Raw genomic sequence first — 20,765 nt, forward strand, 5'->3', positions numbered from 1 at the left:
AAACGGCGCATATTGCGCCTGATTCCAATATGAATCATATTTACGCCAATATGAATGACAAGCATCTCTATTTGGACGATGATGATAGCTATATCTATGGTGATGTGGACGCCACTACTGAAGATACTATTGAGACCATGACGGTCTACGATCCTGACTCTGAACGCTATGAAGATATTGACTCATCAAGCGCAGGCGAAGTGGTCAATTGCTACGCTTACTCACGTAAAACAGGTGAGAATCTTAATAGAGTGGCGCTCAACGATGTGAGTCGTACGCTAGGGAACAACGGTCAATTTATTTGGCTTGGGCTATATGATCCAAGCTTAGAAACCATGGTCAAAGTAAAAGAAGCCTTTGACCTGCATGAGCTAGCGATTGAAGATGCCTTTGCTGATCATCAACGTGCTAAGGTCGAAAACTACGATAATGATATGGTCTTTGTGGTGCTACGTACAGCCAAGCTCGAAGACAATGTCATCCGTTATGGTACTACTGCGATATTTATGGGTAAAAACTACCTGATTACGATTCGCAATGGCCCGTCAAACTCTTATGCGCCAGTACGTGAGCACTGCCATCGTCGCCCCGAAAAGCTACGCATGGGGCCTATATTTGTATTGCACGCTATCCTCGATTTTATCGTTGATAACTACATGCCCATCACTGACCGATTGGGTCGCTATTTGCGTGAGCAGGAGCACAAAGTCTTCACCTATGAGTTTGATAAAGGCACCCTAAAAAACCTTTACGAGCTAAAGTCACAACTGGTACATATGCGCGCCATTATCTTACCTGTGCAAGACATCTGTAGCTTTTTTATCAATCATAAAAAAAGTGAGATTGTCTCTGGATTTTCTCAAGCCGCTAAGCCGTACTTTCGCGATGTGAACGATCACCTGTTGCACTCACTAGATGCTATTAATGGCCTCAATGAAATGCTGAGCGTGGTGATGAATACCTATATGGCGATGGTCAATATGGGTCAGAATGAAGTGGTGCGTAAGCTCGCTGCATGGGCAGGTATTCTAGCAGTGCCGACAGCCATCGCTGGCATCTATGGCATGAACTTTGATTTTATGCCTGAGCTTCATTGGAAATACTCTTACCTTGTCATCATGGCCATTATTATCGCCTTATGTAGCTATCTGTACTATAACTTCAAAAGATTGAAATGGTTGTAATACCAAATGCCATCCGTAAAAAAAGAGCAACCACTGGTCGCTCTTTTTTTATGTTGCTATCTTTCTGTATTGCTATCTAATTATTCACGGCGATGCTTAGTATGGCTATCAGGCGCTTGAGCATTATCAGGCAACAATGCTTTAACCGTTAGGTTTGCATGTTGTTTATCGAGATTGTCTTCTGGGCGACCAAACGTTTTTGCTGTCCAAGTCAAGATTACAATAGAGCCGCTTAGTAGCATGATGGCCACGGAAATTGTTGCTAGCAGCCATAAATGGAAATAGTCTGAAACAGCCTGCACATCAACCACCAAATGTCGTGACAAGGCCGTTATGGCAATAAATATCAAAAACTGTACTGGCAGTCGGTGGGTTTTAAAGTAGATACCTATCATAGCCAATAGCTCAAGGTAAATAAATAACATCAATATGTCTTTTAGATCCGCTGAACCCTTTTGGACAATATAAATAAACTCTTTACCTGCAGTCCAAACGACAACCACACTGATTAGAAATAAAATAACGTAATGACAGACATCGACAAACTCTCTACCAATACTTTGTAGTCGCTCATGAACACCTACGTTTTTTTTAGCCATGTTTAGGTCCTATCAACTGAAATGTGGTTGATTTAGCCTGAGTCTATGTTACCTCAGGCCCCTTATATATCGGCAATCAGTATTCGTATGACTATTTTTTTAGCCTTTATTCAAACCCGCTGATTTTTCAGCAGCATCGACCGTTTGGCGAATAAGCGTGTTGATAGTCATCGGTCCAACGCCGCCTGGTACTGGCGTATAAGCGCTGGCAATGTTTTCCATGCCTTTCATTTCGATATCACCAACACCGCCATCATCTGTTGGATGGAAACCTGCATCAATGACAACCGCGCCTGCTTTGATCCACTCTGCTTTAATCAGCTCAGGTACACCTACCGCACCAACCACGATATCTGCACGCTTAATATGCGCCGCCAAATCTTGAGTTCTTGAATGACAGATAGTCACTGTACAGTTAGCATTCAATAGCATCATTGCCATTGGCTTACCTAAGATAGCACTACGCCCTACGACTACGGCTTCTTTACCTGATAGCTCGATATTATGATGCTCTAGCAAATGCATGATGCCCTGCGGTGTGCATGAGCCATAAGCTGACTGCTGCATCGCCATACGACCAAAACCAAGACAAGTCACACCATCGACGTCTTTTGCTAAATCAATCTGCTCAAAACAAGCACGCTCATCAATATGCTCAGGAACCGGATGCTGTAGCAAAATACCATGTACATCTGGATTGCTATTTAACTCATCTATCTTTGCCATGAGCTGCTCAGTAGTCGTGGCACTTGGCATCTCAACGCGTATAGAGTCCATGCCAACACGCTTGCAAGCGTTGCCTTTCATACGAACATAAGTGGCAGAGGCTGGATCGTCACCAACCAATATCGTCGCTAAGCTTGGGGTGCGGCCAGTCTTTTCCTTAATCGTATCTACGCGCGTGCGCAGATCCTGTTCTATTTGTTTGGCAAGTGCTTTGCCGTCCAAAACGGTAGCGGATTCTTGGGCAGTAGACATAGTAACTCCAATAGAGGGTACGATATAAAAAAATAAAGACAGCGCGCGCAAATACTTTGCATGCCTGTCCTTTGGTTCGTCAATCTTTGACTAAGAGTAATATTGTACCTGTGTACGCTACAAAATCCTAGCGTAAGATAAAGCCTGCGCACTGATAAATTTTCATAATAAGTCAATTAAACAGTATTGCTTATATATAGGCAAATGTACCTTATGCTTTTAGTAAGAGTAGCATCGACCACAAAGTAAATTTCTAAAAATAATCATTCATTGCCATTTTATTCGACCATCGAATCAAACACGCTATCGATCGCTTGTATTGTCAGTTCAATTTCAGCCGCCGTAAGCGTAGGATGCACTAGAAACATCAGACTACTCTCACCTAGCTGCTTTGCCATTGGCAATCTAACACTTGGACGCAACCCTGTATTATCAAAGGCCTTCTCCAAATAGACTTCTGACGCAGATCCAGAGAAGCAAGGCACACCTTGATTGTTAATTGCTTCAATAATACGGTCACGTGTCCAACCAGTAGGTAGATTATCGGACTGCACATAGACATATAATTTATAGTAAGCATGGTTAGCATTTGAGAACTGCGCTAAATGCTCTAGTCTCGGCACACAAAGGTAGCCTTTGGACTCCCATTTGCTACAGGACTCTAGTATGGCTTGCGCATTAACAGTCCGTCTAGCTGTCCACTCACTCATTTTTTCCAGTTGAATACGCCCCAGAACGCCTTGCATCTCAGTCATACGCCAATTGGTACCAAAGCTCTCATGGAGCCAGTTGTAGCCAGGTGATTGTTCCGTTTCATAGACTGCAGCATAGCTCTTACCATGATCCTTATACGCCCACATTTTTCGCCATAGCAGCTCGCTATCAGTGGTGACCATACCGCCCTCACCTCCTGTGCTCATAATCTTATCTTGGCAAAAACTCCATGCCCCAACATGACCAATACTGCCAACGCTTCGCCCTTTATATCGTGCGCCATGAGCTTGCGCGCAATCTTCAATGACATATAGGTCATGCTCATCTGCCAGTGCCATAATGCTGTCCATATCGCATGGCCAGCCAGCTAAATGGACGCACACGATACCTTTCGTCTTGTCGCTTAATACAGCTGTGATGGTCTCAGCGGTGATATTACCAGTTGCTTCATCGACATCTGCAAAGATGGGGGTCGCACCTGCATTGACGATTGATGAAATACTAGCAATAAAGGTACGCGGTGTGACGATGACCTCATCACCTGCACCTATATCGAGTGCTTGTAACGCGACATCCAATGCTAAGGTGCCATTACCCAATGCTATTGCGTACTTACTACCTACCCAGTCAGCAAACTCTCGCTCAAACTGACGACATTCTTCGCCTGTCCAATAATTGACTTTGTTAGATAGTAGTACTCGACTGACAGCATCAGCCTCATGTTGCGTAAATTTTGGCCAAGGTGAAAAAGGGGTATTTAGCATATGTTCCTCTATGGTACTTATGTCTAATGTTGTGTCACGCTCTACGATAAACTGCTCACTATGTTATTAACCTTTTTATCTATCATGATTTGCTTCATGCCTAAATTTTTCAATTAGCTGTATTGCTATCAGCACAGAGTATTTTTTAAAGTATTTCTTCATTAATACTATTGCCCATGAATTTACTCATAGTTGCTTCACCCTCAGCACTAATGCCATCTTTGATAATGACTTTTTTTACCGTTTTAAATAAAATCTTGATATCCAGCCACAGCGACTGATTGTCCACATACCATGTATCAAGTGCAAACCTCTCAGCCCACCCAATAGCATTGCGACCATTAATTTGGGCATACCCTGTAATACCTGGGCGGACGTTGTGTCGGCGCGCTTGTTCATCATTATACAATGGCAAATATTCCATTAATAATGGTCGCGGGCCCACTAAACTCATATCACCTTTTATGACATTCCAAAGCTCAGGCAACTCATCAAGGCTGGTGTTACGCAGCGCTTTACCAAACGATGTCAATCGCGCGCCATCTTCTAAAGGATTGCCATCTGCGTCTATATCATCTTTCATGGAACGAAATTTTATCATCTCAAATGGCTTGCCATACAGACCTGGACGAATCTGACGAAATAGAACAGGCGCGCCAAGATTTTTACTCACTTTGTATGCAGTTGCAGCATAGACAGGAGACAGCACTACGAACGCTGTCGTTGCACCTACAATGTCAAATAGTCGTTTTATCATTTATAAACCCAACATATTTATTAGTCGTTTATTGACTTTATCTGCATCAAATTTCTCTTGTGCTAGCTTGTAGCTTTCATCACCCATCTCTTTAATCTGTTCAGGATGTTCTATAAAGTAAATCATTTTCTCTGCCAAAGCTTTTGGGTCCCATTTTTCTACTAAAAACCCATTTACTCCATCAACAACCGTCTCACGGCAACCAGGTACATCAGTAGTGATAATAGGTCTTCCAATTGCCATCGCTTCTTGAGTGCTGCGCGGCACACCTTCACGATAATAAGATGGAAGAACAAATACGCTAGATTTTGTTATCCAGTCTGAAACATTATTAACATGACCTGGATACTCTATAATACTCGCCTTTATAACTTGTCTTAGTTCTACTTCTGTCAATGCACCTAGAGCTACTTTATCTATTGCTCCTAACACAACAAACCTTGCCTGTGGATATATATTTTTTACAATTTTAGCAGCGGCTATATAATCATGAATACCCTTTTCTGCTAATAATCTTGCTATGAAAATAAATACTGGGTTTTTAGGGTAGTTGTTTGAATAAGTATAGTCATCAAGGTTTAAACCAATCCCCCCTAAAACCTCTACTTTTCTAACTTTTATTGAGTATTCTTCCAATAGGTCTTTTGGATCATCTGGGTTAAGAAAGATGAGAGTATCTAACTTTGGTAAAGAAATTCTATACAACGCTATTTGTATTTGCTTTATTAATTGCGTTCTTTTTATCAAGCCTTTAGGCTGCTTAGTAAAGGTATACCCTAGTCCCTCAAGCATACCTATTACCCTAGGTACTTTAGCCCATCTAGCTGCCAAAGTACCAAATATTACTGGTTTAGAAAAATAAGAAAATACTAAATCCGGTGCTATAGCTTTAATTTTATTTGTTAAGAGATATGTTGATATTACATCTACCAAAGGGTTTAAACCACCTCGCTTTTGCTCATAAGTGACTGGTATGGCACCTAACAACTTAATTTTTTCTAGTTCCGAATTTGTATATTCTGACGTGAACGCATAAACAATATGATTTTTCTGAATCAGTACCTTTATCAGGTCAGCACGGAAACCCAAAAAACTAGAAGCTACCGTACCAATAATAATAATCATCATCTAGAATAATCCTATTCTTTTTATTTCTGTATAACTTTCATCATAATCACTAATATCTTGGTCTCTACAATCATCATGCCTACTTTTGAGTAAAACACTCATGAGATTAAAAAAACCTAAATATTTCACCACTAGTTTTTTTAACCTAAATCTCCTAATTATTTTATTTTTTCTACTAACAGACACTATACCTTTATAATTACTATTAATGATTTCCATTTGCATATCATAACCTTGAATCATTTTTTTTACAGTTACATTCTCAACAACTCTGTACCAATATAAAGGTTGTTCAACAACTAAATAATTTAAGTCATTATTTTTTGCAGCTTGTAACCATAAATCGAAATCTTCTGCCAAAATTCTACTTTCATCATAATTATTTCTTATATACCAACTTTTACGTGCTAATAGCGAAGCATGTAACAGATTAGTCACTCCCTCTAGAATCATTTTTGCATTCATTTGGTAATTATCACCTAATCGCACACCTGTCAGCTCATTATTTTTACCAATGGTAAAACAACCTGTAGTAACGAAATCAACTTCCTTATTACTTTCTAATACTTTTATTTGCTTCTCAAGACGATGGTTACTCATCAAGTCATCAGCATCCATACGTGCAATATAATCATATTTGGCTTCACGAACAATTTGATTTAATCTATAGGGTAATTTTTTATTTAAACCATCAGATATCACCCTGATCCTAGTATCTCTACTCTCAAAATCTCTAGCAATTTCCAATGACTTATCGGAAGAACCATCATCAATTAAAATCAATTCCCAATATTGATACGTTTGAGCTAAAACTGAACATATAGCATCTTCTAGATAGTTTTCTGTATTATAAAATGGAATGCCAATTGAGATATAAGCGCGACTTTTCATCAGAACACCTCAAACATAGGGTTAAGAATATAAGGACTCAGATTGCTGAACTTTGATGTCGTCAATATGAAATACACCAGGAAGATAAACACACTGATGATATAGACATAAATGTTATTTATCTTTTTCAAAACCACAGGCAGTAACAAAATCAAAGTCCATGTGAAATACGAAATGATTCTTTGCGGGCCTGAAGCGCTAGTACCTAACAGCGCTAGCGGTATGACAAAAACCACGCCTGACGCATAAAACATCAATAGCTGTTGAAAGCTCTTATCTTTAATTTTATATACATAGCTCGCGATAATGATGAGAAGCATAAGCACTGTGTAAAACCCAAGTGTCAAAAACCCACCTGACTCTTCAGATACTTTTGCATAGTCTTCATATCGATCATTAGTAGATGAAATATAAGATACGAGTAACCTACTAACGAATAAAGACCCGAAAAACGTCGCAAGTATTTTATAAGCTGGCTTCACTCTCAAATTTACAATCAAATAAAATGGAATGATAAATAAAGCCGTGATATGAAAAAACGATGCAATGGCACATATTAATAGATAAGGAAAAAGCCGTTTCTCTAGCAGATAAGGAATGGCTAAAGTAAACAAAGCCATTGCGATTCCTTGACGCAATCCATTGAATGAAAAGGTATAGACGCCTAGCGTAATAAACAGAAATACAGAGAGCCAATAGTTCACACTATATCTTTTAATGACTTTTAAGTAACAATAGACGATAACCAAACTGGTGATAATCAGTAGCCAAAAATAGTTATTTGTCACATGCAGTAATGAATACTCAAATAGCTGGTAGCCGTACTCAACGTCTTCATTAAATCTAAAGGACTCAGGACTCAATTTATTATTAAAATTTCTGGTATAGCTTGCAGTATCCGTACCGACCCAATAACTGCGACCGCCTGCGAACAGCGCTAAAGCAATTAAAGGCAGCCAAAAAGACGTACGATTGAGAGATTTTTTCTCCAGTACTATCCAGAAAACAACAAGGCTAAGGACCAACAGATAAGGAAGCATCTAACCCTCTATAAAGTAGCTGAATATTAAGTAAAAGCCTTATCGCATATTCAAATACATTTGCGTTAACTTCTGCGAATTGGTCGCGGCGCTAAAGCCATGTAAATTTAGCGCATTCATTATTTCTGCTACATTGGATATTGGAGGCTGAAAACTCAGCAAACTATCCGCCCAAACATTGGCTGACTGTATAGGTAAAAAACATACAAGTCCAAGTCCTAAATCTACTTCAGGTGATACTTGATCAGAAACCAATGCCATAAGTCCGACTGTCTGGCTTTCTACTAAGACCACTGGGAAACCTTCATGTAGGGATGGCATAATCATATAGTCAGCACTGGCCATTAACTCAGTAATATCAGTACGCATACCCAAAAACTTAATGTTATCCCCTAAGGCTTGCTCTTTCACTTGTCGTCTTAATTGACCTTCCAATGGACCTTGTCCAACGATATATAAGGTAAAGTCAATCTGACGTTTTTTCAGCTGCTCAGCGATTTCTAAAGAAAACTGATGGTTTTTCACCTCATTGAGACGACCAACTTGGATGATTTTTAACCCTTCATCTCCAAGTCTTTTAGCACCAAACTTCTGATCGATATAATGCCGTGATTGGTTAGCGACTGATATCATCTTCTGTATATCAACAGCATTGGGCAGTAGCCAAACATCTTTTGTAGTACCAAATAAGTAATTTGCAGCACGATCACCGCAGCTGATTCTCTTAGTAGCCAATGTACGATTGGTAATTAATGCCCATTGTTCATATATTTTTTTAATAATATTGGTTTTACCATTACTGGTGCTATGAGAGTGCGAAATTCGATGCGGCACGCCAGCACCTTTAGCAGCCAACAGATGAAAAGCATTGTTTAATAGCATATGAGCATGAACGATTCGATAATCAGGCTGCTGTTTAAGGAATTTTTTAAGTTTGAGCATGCGCGTTAATGAATGACCAGCTAAAATCGGTATAACCCTACCGCCCAACGCTATTATCTCAGCGTCATAGTCGCCGATCTCGTCGGTAAAAGTGACAAAATCAAACTGAATCTGGCGATGATCTATATGACGATATAAATTCATAAGCATGGTCTCTGCCCCAGCACGATCCATTTTCCCCACTATGTGCAGCACTCTTCGGATAGTCATATCATTTACCTTTTAAGAAACATAAAGCCAACTTTGCTTCTCGTAACTATTTCCAATTTACTTCCTTTTAACCTTGTTTCTTTCTTTAATGCTTGACGAAGCACCTGCATTATAGGCAGCGCGATTTGGCTTGGCATACGTGCTATATTGCTGATCACTATATTTCTTAACGTCAAATTATTCTGATAACCTTTTAGTCGTAGTGTTTTATCTGCTTTTTTAGCTTGTGCCAATGCCCTTGCTAAATACTCATTGTCTATACGGGTGAGAATGCTCCAATGACTTTGTCTGATTTTATTGGCAAGTATTTTTTTAACTTCATTAGCTTGATAGTCTTCTACTAGATTCATGACTTTTGAATGAATAACGAAAAGGTCTAATAGCTTTTTATCTGTTGAACCCGTAATCGACGTGCCTCGCTGTCTATACAGGTAAAAATCAATAGGCAACTGATATCTAACCTTAGTAGATAAGCCAAGATGCCAATGGAAAGGCCAATCCTCGTAATACAAACCCACTGGAAAATTTAGAGAAGCCGTTTGCACGACACTGGATTTAATAAATTTTAGCCATGCAAAATGCGGTAAGCTAAAATACGAATCGTCTATCTTAGTTGCCTCGAATACTAAGTTAGCAGCTGGATACGGTAGTTCAGTCTCTGCCGCTCCCTCTTTGAACGGTGCAAAACCATATGTCACTACTTCTGCATTGGTAGTAAGAGCACAATCTACACAAGCTGCTACTAAGCGAGTATCTACAATGTCATCAGAGTCAACGAACATCATATAGTCGCCTACTGCAGATTTAATACCAGTATTGCGAGCAGCAGAAAGACCACTGTTTTCATTATGTTGAATGACTCTTATACGCTTATCTGTGAGATGTAAGGCAAGCGCTTGTTTTGAATTATCAGTAGAGCAATCTTCAACGACAATAATTTCAATATTCTTATAGGTTTGCTGCTTGATAGATTCTAAGCAGGCGTCGACATATAACGCGACGTTATATACTGGCACGATAATGCTCACCAATGGCTCTGCTACGCTAGTCATATAATAACCACCGATTTTTCTAAATCATGGTATTCATTGATATGAACGGGTGACTCAGTCATGGTACCGTGAGACAGAGATAGCAGTTTGTCGATATGTTTCGAAATCTCAGAAATCTCATCTAGTTCTAAAAATACAAGTCTTGGATGATTGCGTAACCAGTCCAACTGCGTCTGTCTTATCTTATGATTGGAGTTCGGTAATACCAAGCAAGGCGTACCCGATAGCAAACATAAAATCATGCCATGCAAACGGTCAGTCACGACCAACTTTGCAGCTCGAAACTGGCTAAGTTTGTCAGTCAATAATTTTTTGCAATGTACCTCATCGAGTTGCGAACCACCAGCATGGGTATCTGTCTTTTCAATATAATAGCCAGTATCTGCTAAGGCTTTGTCTATAAAGCCGTATTGTTCAGTGGATAGAGCAGCTTCTTTGTCATTCCGTAAGCATCGCAGAATAGTTGACGACTCTACGTCATTTGTCGTCCCAAGTATTGCTGCGTTTGCACTCATAACGATATCTGGCACAAGCCCAACATGGACATTGCTATACTCGGCAAAAATCTTGATAAGTTTGGTCGCTGTCATCGACTCTCTAGCGAAAATGTGTATATCTGGGTGCTTGGCGTAGACGTTTACGATACGATGCAATGCTCGTTTAGACTTAGCAGAATCACTCCAATCCAAGGTCTGAGGAAAACATACAACGCGATTTCTAGGAAATGTATTGATAACTAATTGGCGCAGCTCCTCAATATCAGGATACGAGCTACCCATATTGCCTCCCCCAATAATAGTGACAATATCTCTGTGTTGTATTTGTTGTTTAATCGAATTAAGCACCAATCTGGTTTGACTAATAGGAACACTGACAACTTCATAATCAGTCATCACATGTTGCAAGTATTGCTTTTGAGCATAAGAGATAGCGATATCACCAATATTGCCATAGTCAGCCGCCAGAAAAATAAAGCATCGATTACTGTTCGGCAAGGGTAAATCTCGCGCGCCCCTATAAGTAACTAAGTGTTTTTTCAGTTTAATTGGTATGAGCTTTTTTATGGCGGTAGTATTCATTTTTGACACTCCCTTATTTATTTCTCATTAACATCTTTTTTACCCACATGCGACGCTTTGACCCAAAAGGTAATAACCCACTCAATTTTGGAGATGATTTACGTTTGAGTACTTTTTCAATGTATGGAAGCCATTCAAGACCCTTGCCCGTTTCAATCATTTCTTGACGAATTAGATACCAGTCTATGCGTACAGCGTCACTTTTCAGAACCATGAACCTGAAAAGTGACGACTCTATCGGGGTGTCAAAACAAGCAGGGTTATCAACACCTGCAAGTAAGAGATTCAGTCGAGTTCGTACACATTTTTCACAGTGACCGCAGTTTCTATCATGCCTATTACCAGCCCAGCAAACACGTAAATTTCGTATGCCTATAGACCAACTTGAAAGAATGATTAACTTCTCAGATCGACAAAACCCTGCACCATCATGAATAATTCTAAAATTGCCACCGCTCAATAATGGATCTGTTATGGGATGTGATCCCCATGGAGTAAGTAATACATCATAAGAATCGCCACTACCGATGAGTCCAATTCCTGCATATCGTTTCAATCCACATAGAACGGAAGCAATGGCCGCCGCGTGATATTCTTCCCAATCGATAGACCACAATGCTCGAACATTCGTCTTAACGGGCAGTAGATCAACGTTAATATCAGAAAGTACTTCGGTCGCTACCTCTACAGCACTATCAAAACCTTCTGTATCATCTAAAGGTATATCAAAGCCATGTACAAAAACCCCTGCCTTAATATCTCGTGTGGCATATCCTGCTTTGCCTGTCGCATGACGATAAGCGGTAAATTGAGCATCCACGCCACCAGAAAATGCAGCAATCGCACCATCTACTTGTACGTCGCGCGTTCTAATACAATCAACTTGTATATCAATCACAAAATAACGCTCTGGTAACCATTTATTCCAGACATACTGTAGTTCTGTCAGATTGGCTAATAGCTCGTGGGACACACTGCCATGAACCCGAATAGCCGCACGTAGTTGCATCGCAGGCAACAATGTGGCTAACAAATAAGAGTCGCAATCATCGTCTTCTGGCATTGGTAGATTGATAGGATACAAAAACCACAACTCTTGCTCAGTGACACTTTCACCCATGGTTGTTTGTTTCAGCAAACAAGAACGAGTCTGTCCATTTTCGTCACTTTTTAATGCCTGAGGAAACAAATCAATATTAAACATGTTTTTTTACCTTCGCTTTAGACCAAGACAGTTGTAAAAAAGCCAATGTCATCACATACCAACGTCGTGAAAAACATGAAATCAAAATACGAATACAGCGTGCTGGGTGCCATTGATGGTAATGTGGCAAACAGTTCTGATAAACGAAAGACTGGCGTATTTTTATCAACTCTGCATGGCGTTTTCTCATCTGAATATGAGCCAAATTATTGAGTAAATATGGCAGCATATGCTCGATATAACTACGGGCAAAATCTGATAGCAGTATTTGTCTCTCAGTAGCACTGATAGACCAGTCATGTATCCTGACTCTGGCGTTATAGTCTGCTTCAATAGACTCGAGCAGCCCTGGCTTATATTGCAAACTCGTCATCGAAGTGGCATTTTCATAGTAGTTATATGGACAGTCGGGTACGACAGATAAATGGTTCGCTTTCCCCAAGCACTCAATATTAAAAATACCGTCTTCACCAAGCTTTATGTCACAATTAAACCGTAAATCCGCTATCAGGCTTTTGCTATAAACCTTGGTAGTTACATACCAATATATATTTCTATTCTCTGTCACTCTCAGCTGTAGCATTTTAATGTCTTGCCGTGAATATTCTGCTGTAATGTTACGTCGCTCGATAACAGAGTCATCTAACATGATGCGCTTATGACCAAACGCCAACATTTCGATATTCCGATCAACCATTTGTGCAATGACAAAGTCAAAATACCAATCATCGATAGTGTCGTCCGCATCTATAAAAACGATGTAGTCGCCGGTTGCGATATCAAGCCCAGTATTACGAGCATCTGCCACGCCCCCATTTTTTTGATATTTCACCGTAACCCATGCCCTATCACTTTCCCACCTGTGCAATAACCTAGCAGTTTCATCATCAGAACCATCGTCAATAATGATCAATTCAATCTCATGATTCTTTTTCGCAACGTCAATACTACCAATACAACGATCAATAGTAGCAGCGGCATTAAATGCGGTGATAATAACTGAAATCATAGTGAGCCTCTTGAGTTGAGACTTCTAATGCATATCCTTTGTGCCATCCAACGCAGTCAACATATTTACCTACTGCTGCACTTTATAGATATGAACCAGACGCCGAAAAGCGACATAAACGATAGATAAGCTAAGCAATACCCCAACAGATGAGAACAGGGCAATGGCTACCATATCTGACTCAAAAACGTAAAACCCTATATACAGCGCTGCAGCACGAAATATCACTGCAAAAATCTCTCTAATCAAAAGAAAACGCTGCAAACGCAATGCTGGCAATGCTGCAGTACTCGCACCCGATACCAAGCTGGTCAAAAGCCAAATAGAAAGCCACTGCGAATAACTCCCTGCTAGTGCCCACTCTGCGCCAAACACTAAAGAAAAAAGATAATCGCCAAAAACGAATACTGTACCGAAGGGAACAATACCAACTACTAATAGAATTACCGTTACTTTTAATAAAAATTGATAAGCTTCTGGTGACTTTGCTGTGATCGCACGCGTAATTTTAGGATAAAAAACCTCTCCAACAGCTTGCCCTAACAACATCGCTGGTGCACCAAGTACAAGAATAGCCAACGAATACTGCCCAGCAGAAGAAGCACTAAATAGTGATGCTAACAAGATAGTTGGCAACCCTACTGAAGCAGCATTAAGCATACTCTGTGGCATGCGATATATGGCAAAGTCACGCTGAGATATAGCGGCGTTACGGATACCAATCGTGCCAAACCAATTTCGGACATTTAATACACCAATCCTAGGCACACGGAGCATTTGCATTATAAAATTCGTGATCTGCCCTGCTATCGTCAATAAAATAAGCAACATACCAGAGGGGGCCCACATACCCCCTATCAACTTACTGGTATCTGTCACAAGCTTGCTCTCTACATATGCACGAGCTTTGGCTTTAAACAAACCTACCCTGATAGCAGACTGATCAGCAACAGATAGAAACGCGCCAGCCAATAGCGTCAACGGTATGAGATACAACATATATGGTGCACTTTCCATACCCGTCCATCGTGCCAAATAAACATTGCCGAAATAGACAGCGATGAACGCTATAGCCGCTATAAACAAACTGAGCAATACAGACAATCTGATAATGGCAGCGGCATCCTCGTCACTGTCAGGCATCACAATGGCATTGGCATAACCCATGGTCGCAATCGGAGTAATAATACTGATGACTGCGGCAAATGCGGCAGCGATACCAAAATCTTCAGGACTATATAATCTGGTGAGAAACGGCATAAAGACCATAGCGATTGCCTGACCAGCAGCAATACCGCCGCCAACCATGGCCACATCTCGTACAAAGTGACTGGCTTTCAATCGACTGATTACGCTCTGTATCGATAAAAACACTTCAGAGGCCATTACTCATCATCCAATTTGGTATGTCACAGCATTTATATAAATCACCATATCCTAAACAATCTTACCAATAAGTGATTTCATCATCTCTTCAATATCAACCTTATCACCGCTATTTAATACCCTTACTTAGTATCATTACTACTACTTAACCGACCACCTCTAACTGCTCTACATCTGTCTTTGTGACATCAGCTTCATCGCCTTCTCGGTAGCCTTCAACGAAGGTCCTAAACTGTGCTTTCAACCATTCAATATCGTGCCGCTTTGATCTTTCGATAAACTCAAACAAGATAGCTTCGATGTCTTCCAATGGAAAACTATGCTCCATTGCTTGCATAATGAGTGGATGAAACGTGGTTTCTATGTTGTCGGCACCAATGATTAACTCTTCATAGAGCTTTTCACCTGGTCTCAATCCAGTAAACACAATTTCGATATCACCATTAGGGTTCCTCGCATCTTTTAGCTCGCACCCTGTCAGACGAATCATACGTTTTGCAAGATCCACAATTTTGACGGGCGCACCCATATCAAGCACAAATACTTCACCACCGAACGCCATAGCCCCTGCTTGAATAACTAAACTGGCCGCTTCTGGTATGGTCATAAAGTAGCGCGTGATGTCTGGATGGGTGATGGTAATCGGACCACCCTGCTCAATTTGTTTGGTGAATAGTGGCACTACGGAGCCTGATGAACCCAAAACGTTGCCGAAACGCACCATACTAAAACACGTATGACTGTTGCTTTGGCTCAGTCCTTGGCAGACAAGTTCAGCCAAGCGTTTGGAGGCACCCATGACATTGGTCGGTCGCACTGCTTTGTCAGTAGAGATCAATACAAATGTATCAACGTGAGCCTTTATCGCGGCACAGGCACAATGGTAGGTGCCTTTAGTATTATTAATCGTGCCTTCAAATGGATTGGACTCGACAATCGGTACATGTTTGTATGCTGCAGCATGATAAATCGTTTTTATATGGTATTTTTCGAATATATTGATTAATTTTTTTTCGTTAGCCACGCTTCCAATGATGCTGACAATCTCAGTATCTGGATATTCAATATTACTAATGACATTGCTAGTGACGTTACTAGCGACAAGGCTTCTAAGCTCTTGATCGATTGTGTACAAAGCATATTCAGACTGCTCGTATAACACCAAACATGCAGGTTTATTTTTCATGATTTGTCTGCATAACTCACTTCCAATAGAACCCCCTGCCCCTGTCACGAGTACGTTTTTACCCATAATGTTTTTTTGGAGGAGCTCAGCAACTGGCTCTACAGTCTCTCTTTCAAGCACATCTAATATATCAACTGGCCGTATATGGCTAACTGTTACGATCTCATCAGCAAGCTCTCGTAAGCTTGGTAAATCTTTTAATTTGACAGAAACGCCTGACAGGCTATCCATAATCTGTTTTTTACGACCACGGCTCATAGAAGGCATTGCCAAAATCACTTGCGCGACATTTAATTTTTCTATTAACCAAGGTAGCGCATGAGCGGCATATATTTTTTTACCATGTAAATAAGCCCCTATCAGCTGCGGATCATCATCAATATATGCCACTACATTATATTTATGAGAATGTCTTAAGCTCTCTAATAGCTCTCTACCAGCCGATCCTGCACCATAAATAATCACGTTATCGCAGCAACTATCTAGGCGATCTTGATTGTCTGGTTTCTGTAGTCGATTCAGCAACCCACGAATCATTAGCCGACTGTTCCATAACCAAATAAAGAATAAGAACAAAAATATGATTGGCGCTGAGCGCGGCATCATTGATACTGGATTCACATAAATGATGAACTGATAAACGATAATAAGTAATAAAAACAGCTGTAAAACTCGACCCATCGCCGCATCGAAAAACCCTCTAGAGGCGCCTCTATAAAAGCCAATCAGATATAAGCTAACAACAGGTATCAATGCATAAAAAGCTAATACCGTAAGGCCGATTTGATCATCGACATAACCCTGACGCAATGCCAATGCCGCTACCAAGCAAAGGACAGCAACTGAAAAATCGATACCAAATAAGATAGAGCATTTAACAAAGCGTGGTAAAGCTAATAAAAACAGCGTCATACGCCTCGACCATCGATTGAAGTCACTTGGCGTTTGATAAGCATTGTTAGACTCTGTTTTTATAAACATAAGATCCACCTACTTAAGTTATGACGCTCGTTTGCCATGGACAATGAACAGTAGCTGACTACGAATTGTGTCCATAAGCATAATGGTAGTGATAGCTGTACCGGTTCAAGATACTTTGCTGTATGTCATTTAATATGATGCCATCGACTTGTACGTTTACTTTACTCATCTGTTTAATGGCATAGACCAGCTGACCTTCTACTGAATGATCAAATTTGGTGACGATCAGTACTTTGTCTGCATGCTGTGCCAATACCATGGCGTCTGATGCAGCCAATATAGGAGGTGCATCAATAACGATATAGTCGTACTTCGTTTTGAGCGCTGTCATCAAATGATTGAACCTCTCTCCTATCAATAACGAAGTCGGGTTATGCGATGGTCGCCCCCGCGATATAAGGTCGATATGCTCCATACCAGTCGGCTGAATAAAGCTCTCAAGGTTTAACTTAGCCATATCACTATCTAATCGAGGCTTATCGGCTGATAGAGTGCTATCTTTATCTTGCAATAAATAATCTGTGAGACCACTGTCTGGATTCATACCAAACATTTTATGCAGCTCTCCTAAACGCATATCTCCATCGATAATCAGCACTTTTTTGTCAAGCTGTGCAAACACCTCAGATAAATTGGCCGTAATAAAAGACTTACCGACACCTGGACTTTCTCCGGTGATTAATATGGTCTGAGCGGATTTCTCATCTGCTGTCTTCGTCGTCTTACCAAATAAAAGGTTTGTCCGTAAATTTTTAATTGCTTCATAACTCAAGCCATTGTGATCAACGTGAGCAAGCATCCGACCAGTATTTTTTTTGTTCCTACCTAGCTTAGATATCGAGGTCGAACGTGGAATCGTTGCAATGACAGGAATTCCCGTTTTAGACTCTAGATGCTCTGGGTCCTTCACGACATTTCTAATTAAGTTTCTGATTAGAACCAGCATTACCCCAAGTACAGTACCTACGAGTAGCGCCAACAGCATAATTTGGAATTTGTTTGGTGCAATGGCGTCGAAGGTACTGGTCGGTCGGTCTAGAATACGGGCATAACCAACCTGACCAGCTCTAACGATTTTTAGTTGCTCATAGTTTTTGAGCAGCGTGAGGTAAATCTCTCTATTGATAGCTGTATCTTCTGATAGCTTTAAGAACTCTCGCTGTATTTCAGGCAGTCCTGCGACGGTGCTACCTATCGCTCCTATTCGACTGTTGAGGACTTTTAGTTGCTCATTGATCTGGATGACGAGTGGGTGTTCATTGGTATAGTAAGTCGTTAGATCGGCTCTCTTTAATTTGAGATCATTAAGCTGCTCATCGATTCGAGACTTTTCATTTAGTAATAGCTCAGCTTCTTTACCTACATCGATGGTGCCGTGTTTTTTACGAAACTCATTGAACTGAGCTTCAGAGGTGTCTAATTTCTCTTTTAACGCTGGAATCTGCGTCTCCATAAAAGCCAATGTTTTGGTCGTTTCTTCCGTACCACGAGATTGGTTTTGATCGATATAAGACTGAACTATTTGATCAAGTGTGGTCGTGATTTGCTGTTGGTTTGTGCCTGTCATCGACAGCTGAATAATATTGGTTTTATCGCCTTTTTCTTCCACAGACAATGCGCTATTCATTGCATCTGTCGTGGTCTTTAAGGTCTGCTGAGTGATGCCAATAGGATAACCGTCTGCAGGTAGCTCAGTCACCGTAATGTTAATCTCACCGTTTACCCCATTAAACTGATGCGGCTGACCCAATTGTCCTTTAAAATCATCTAGTCCATTGCTTAAGACAAATCCTGTGTCAGACTGTGATAGCGTAAAAGACTGGTTTGAATACGCTGGTGACACATCGAACTGATTGATTTTAACCGAACCGTTTTTTGTGCTCAAAGACACACCATCATTTGTGTTCAACTGAGTGTTAATGCGGTCGTTTGTTATTTTATCGAGATAGCCAATATTAGGATCGGTCAGTTTGATGTCTAGATGTAGCATATCGACGACTGGCTCTAGTATCATCCGAGACCGTATGAGCTCGGCTTCTGCCTCAGCCTTGCTCACTTCTTCTCCGACCAACTCTGAGATGTTTGCACCAAGCGCATCGACTCCTTGGGAATTTTCTTCAATTTGGATCAGCGCATCAGACTTGAAGGTCGGATTAATATAGCGTGTATAAAAAAATCCTATTAAGAGTCCGATTGCTGCCATGAGCGCTATGACTTTCCAGCCACGCAACAAAACCAAAACCAGCGCTGTTAAGTCGATGTTGTCATTGTCGTTGTCACCCTTAGGTGTCGATAGGTCTTTTGAATCTATATTATTCATAACCATATACCCATTATTCAATGTTAATCGCTTAATAGCTTTCGCTTAGCTCCAAGACCCTAACTGCCCTTGACTGCCCTTGACTGCCCTTGACCGCAGTTAGATTGCCCCCTGCCTCATCGCACCTTATAAAATCTATCACTCTACTTCCTATTCTTATTTCAATTAATCTCAGTATTGAAATTCGAAGCACATCCAGTATTTTCACTAGCTATCATTTATAACCCTGATATCACGTTGATGGCAGAGGTTGATGGTAGTATCGCGCTAATCACACGATTCCAGCGAGCCAAGCCTGTTGGATCCACATAAAGAATGTCATTGGCTTGCATGTCAAAGCGACTGGCTAATGCTAAGCTTGTAATGCTCTGCATATCGACGTAATAAATATTGGTGTACTGGTACTGAGGGTTGTCGCGCACGATATATACTTTGGCTGCATTAGCCGTATTGGAATTTAGTCCATTTGACTCACCCAATACATGCGCTAAGCTCAGCCCTTGTTCTGGAATCGCCACTGGCTCAATTTTGCCAAACTCACCCAACACGTAGACTTTATTGCGGCTTTGGCTATTGACGTGAATAGAATCACCATCCCGCAGATAGATTTGATTGGCAGACAGCCCCATTCTTTGTAGTGACTGCACTCCTAAGTGGTAGCTGTTGCCCTGACGATTTAGCACAATGTTGTTTGAATCGCCAGTCTCAGTAGTACCACCTGCCATAGATATAGCGCCATATACCGATACCGGCACATCAGCAATAGCAAACTCACCAGACTGCTTCACCGCACCATCTACGAAAAACTTGCTGCCACGGTAATTGATGATTTTGACTTGAGGATCTGAGTACTTGAGATAGCGCTGTAGTTTGCTTTGCAACGTAGCGGTGAACTGCGGCACGCTCAGCCCACTGGCTTGAACTCTGCCTATCAATGGAAACTGTATATACCCTTGTTGATCTACCGTTAAGCTAGCAGTTGACGCATTAATATCTGGATAATTGGTAAGGATGATATTCAGCACATCCCCTTTCGCAATACCGTAATTGACTCGTCCAGAGGTTTTGATCAAATGAGAGAGATCTTGCGTAATAATAGGCGGCGCTGTACGCGGTAAAGTTGCCAGACTTAAAGGCTGAATATGAAATTGAAGACCGTTTTCTGCGGTAAAGGTGCCAGATTCAGGAAGATTTCCTGACTGAAGTCCTGAGTTGATCGTACAGCCACTAAACAACCCCATTAGAAATAAGCAAAATATGCTCATTACCAAGAAGCGTCTGTGTACAAAAATGAAATATTTATTAACCATAACAGTTACTCATATTTATATTTGTGAATCA

General features: G+C 40.8%; 17 protein-coding genes. 1 reads left to right on the forward strand and 16 read right to left on the reverse strand.

From position 1 onward, the window contains the following. Positions 1-29: 29 nt before the first annotated feature. Positions 30-1,184 carry a magnesium/cobalt transporter CorA gene (corA, locus tag CXF60_RS11410; RefSeq protein WP_416376882.1) on the forward strand — a complete coding sequence of 385 codons (1,155 nt, stop codon included), beginning with the start codon at positions 30-32 and terminating at the stop codon, positions 1,182-1,184. A gap of 80 nt (positions 1,185-1,264) precedes the next feature. On the opposite strand, the gene CXF60_RS11415 is transcribed toward corA, so the two are convergent. The 16 genes from CXF60_RS11415 to CXF60_RS11490 form a co-directional block, all read right to left on the reverse strand. Continuing rightward, a complete protein-coding gene (locus tag CXF60_RS11415; protein WP_057759021.1) occupies positions 1,265-1,783 on the reverse strand; it encodes a phosphate-starvation-inducible protein PsiE in 519 nt (172 codons plus the stop codon). 99 nt (positions 1,784-1,882) lie between these two features. Further along, positions 1,883-2,761 (reverse strand): bifunctional methylenetetrahydrofolate dehydrogenase/methenyltetrahydrofolate cyclohydrolase FolD, encoded by an 879-nt coding sequence (folD, locus tag CXF60_RS11420; RefSeq protein ID WP_102092035.1) that lies wholly within the window; start codon positions 2,759-2,761, stop codon positions 1,883-1,885. 278 nt (positions 2,762-3,039) lie between these two features. Continuing rightward, entirely contained in the window at positions 3,040-4,239 is a 1,200-nt protein-coding gene (locus tag CXF60_RS11425; protein ID WP_102092036.1) for a DegT/DnrJ/EryC1/StrS family aminotransferase, read from the reverse strand. A 145-nt stretch (positions 4,240-4,384) separates the two neighbouring features. Continuing rightward, complete coding sequence (locus CXF60_RS11430; RefSeq protein ID WP_102092037.1) at positions 4,385-4,996, reverse strand: sugar transferase; 612 nt, start codon at positions 4,994-4,996, stop codon at positions 4,385-4,387. Continuing rightward, on the reverse strand, positions 4,997-6,124 hold the full coding sequence (locus tag CXF60_RS11435; RefSeq protein WP_102092038.1) for a glycosyltransferase family 4 protein: 1,128 nt from the start codon (positions 6,122-6,124) through the stop codon (positions 4,997-4,999). Continuing rightward, the gene (locus tag CXF60_RS11440; protein WP_102092039.1) at positions 6,125-7,015 is read right to left on the reverse strand and encodes a glycosyltransferase family 2 protein; all 891 of its coding nucleotides are present in this window, start codon (positions 7,013-7,015) and stop codon (positions 6,125-6,127) included. Next, positions 7,015-8,055, reverse strand: a complete 1,041-nt coding sequence (locus CXF60_RS11445; RefSeq protein ID WP_102092040.1) for an EpsG family protein — start codon at positions 8,053-8,055, stop codon at positions 7,015-7,017. The genes CXF60_RS11440 and CXF60_RS11445 overlap by 1 nt, the downstream gene beginning before the upstream one ends. A 39-nt stretch (positions 8,056-8,094) precedes the next feature. Further along, the gene (locus CXF60_RS11450) at positions 8,095-9,207 is read right to left on the reverse strand and encodes a glycosyltransferase (protein ID WP_228707117.1); all 1,113 of its coding nucleotides are present in this window, start codon (positions 9,205-9,207) and stop codon (positions 8,095-8,097) included. Between the two features lie 5 nt (positions 9,208-9,212). Then, the gene (locus CXF60_RS11455) at positions 9,213-10,259 is read right to left on the reverse strand and encodes a glycosyltransferase family 2 protein (RefSeq protein ID WP_102092042.1); all 1,047 of its coding nucleotides are present in this window, start codon (positions 10,257-10,259) and stop codon (positions 9,213-9,215) included. Next, the gene (locus CXF60_RS11460; RefSeq protein ID WP_102092043.1) at positions 10,256-11,338 is read right to left on the reverse strand and encodes a polysaccharide pyruvyl transferase family protein; all 1,083 of its coding nucleotides are present in this window, start codon (positions 11,336-11,338) and stop codon (positions 10,256-10,258) included. Before CXF60_RS11460 ends, CXF60_RS11455 begins: the two co-directional genes overlap by 4 nt. A 13-nt stretch (positions 11,339-11,351) precedes the next feature. After that, a complete protein-coding gene (locus CXF60_RS11465; protein ID WP_102092044.1) occupies positions 11,352-12,542 on the reverse strand; it encodes a hypothetical protein in 1,191 nt (396 codons plus the stop codon). Continuing rightward, the gene (locus CXF60_RS11470) at positions 12,535-13,551 is read right to left on the reverse strand and encodes a glycosyltransferase family 2 protein (protein WP_102092045.1); all 1,017 of its coding nucleotides are present in this window, start codon (positions 13,549-13,551) and stop codon (positions 12,535-12,537) included. Before CXF60_RS11470 ends, CXF60_RS11465 begins: the two co-directional genes overlap by 8 nt. A gap of 69 nt (positions 13,552-13,620) precedes the next feature. After that, positions 13,621-14,937, reverse strand: a complete 1,317-nt coding sequence (locus CXF60_RS11475; protein WP_102092046.1) for an oligosaccharide flippase family protein — start codon at positions 14,935-14,937, stop codon at positions 13,621-13,623. Positions 14,938-15,082: 145 nt separating this feature from the next. After that, positions 15,083-17,104 (reverse strand): polysaccharide biosynthesis protein, encoded by a 2,022-nt coding sequence (locus CXF60_RS11480; RefSeq protein ID WP_102092047.1) that lies wholly within the window; start codon positions 17,102-17,104, stop codon positions 15,083-15,085. Positions 17,105-17,162: 58 nt separating this feature from the next. Beyond that, entirely contained in the window at positions 17,163-19,424 is a 2,262-nt protein-coding gene (locus CXF60_RS11485) for a polysaccharide biosynthesis tyrosine autokinase (RefSeq protein ID WP_102092048.1), read from the reverse strand. 218 nt (positions 19,425-19,642) lie between these two features. Continuing rightward, positions 19,643-20,689 carry a polysaccharide biosynthesis/export family protein gene (locus tag CXF60_RS11490; protein WP_228707118.1) on the reverse strand — a complete coding sequence of 349 codons (1,047 nt, stop codon included), beginning with the start codon at positions 20,687-20,689 and terminating at the stop codon, positions 19,643-19,645. Positions 20,690-20,765: the final 76 nt, after the last annotated feature.

The organism is Psychrobacter sp. 4Bb (genome assembly GCF_002836735.1).
GTDB lineage: Bacteria > Pseudomonadota > Gammaproteobacteria > Pseudomonadales > Moraxellaceae > Psychrobacter.

Coding starts and splice junctions, on each gene's coding strand:
- corA (WP_416376882.1), top strand. CDS start 30: ATGAATCATATTTACGCCAATATGAATGACAAGCATCTCTATTTGGAC.
- CXF60_RS11415 (WP_057759021.1), bottom strand. CDS start 1,783: ATGGCTAAAAAAAACGTAGGTGTTCATGAGCGACTACAAAGTATTGGT.
- folD (WP_102092035.1), bottom strand. CDS start 2,761: ATGTCTACTGCCCAAGAATCCGCTACCGTTTTGGACGGCAAAGCACTT.
- CXF60_RS11425 (WP_102092036.1), bottom strand. CDS start 4,239: ATGCTAAATACCCCTTTTTCACCTTGGCCAAAATTTACGCAACATGAG.
- CXF60_RS11430 (WP_102092037.1), bottom strand. CDS start 4,996: ATGATAAAACGACTATTTGACATTGTAGGTGCAACGACAGCGTTCGTA.
- CXF60_RS11435 (WP_102092038.1), bottom strand. CDS start 6,124: ATGATGATTATTATTATTGGTACGGTAGCTTCTAGTTTTTTGGGTTTC.
- CXF60_RS11440 (WP_102092039.1), bottom strand. CDS start 7,015: ATGAAAAGTCGCGCTTATATCTCAATTGGCATTCCATTTTATAATACA.
- CXF60_RS11445 (WP_102092040.1), bottom strand. CDS start 8,055: ATGCTTCCTTATCTGTTGGTCCTTAGCCTTGTTGTTTTCTGGATAGTA.
- CXF60_RS11450 (WP_228707117.1), bottom strand. CDS start 9,207: ATGACTATCCGAAGAGTGCTGCACATAGTGGGGAAAATGGATCGTGCT.
- CXF60_RS11455 (WP_102092042.1), bottom strand. CDS start 10,259: ATGACTAGCGTAGCAGAGCCATTGGTGAGCATTATCGTGCCAGTATAT.
- CXF60_RS11460 (WP_102092043.1), bottom strand. CDS start 11,338: ATGAATACTACCGCCATAAAAAAGCTCATACCAATTAAACTGAAAAAA.
- CXF60_RS11465 (WP_102092044.1), bottom strand. CDS start 12,542: ATGTTTAATATTGATTTGTTTCCTCAGGCATTAAAAAGTGACGAAAAT.
- CXF60_RS11470 (WP_102092045.1), bottom strand. CDS start 13,551: ATGATTTCAGTTATTATCACCGCATTTAATGCCGCTGCTACTATTGAT.
- CXF60_RS11475 (WP_102092046.1), bottom strand. CDS start 14,937: ATGGCCTCTGAAGTGTTTTTATCGATACAGAGCGTAATCAGTCGATTG.
- CXF60_RS11480 (WP_102092047.1), bottom strand. CDS start 17,104: ATGTTTATAAAAACAGAGTCTAACAATGCTTATCAAACGCCAAGTGAC.
- CXF60_RS11485 (WP_102092048.1), bottom strand. CDS start 19,424: ATGAATAATATAGATTCAAAAGACCTATCGACACCTAAGGGTGACAAC.
- CXF60_RS11490 (WP_228707118.1), bottom strand. CDS start 20,689: ATGAGCATATTTTGCTTATTTCTAATGGGGTTGTTTAGTGGCTGTACG.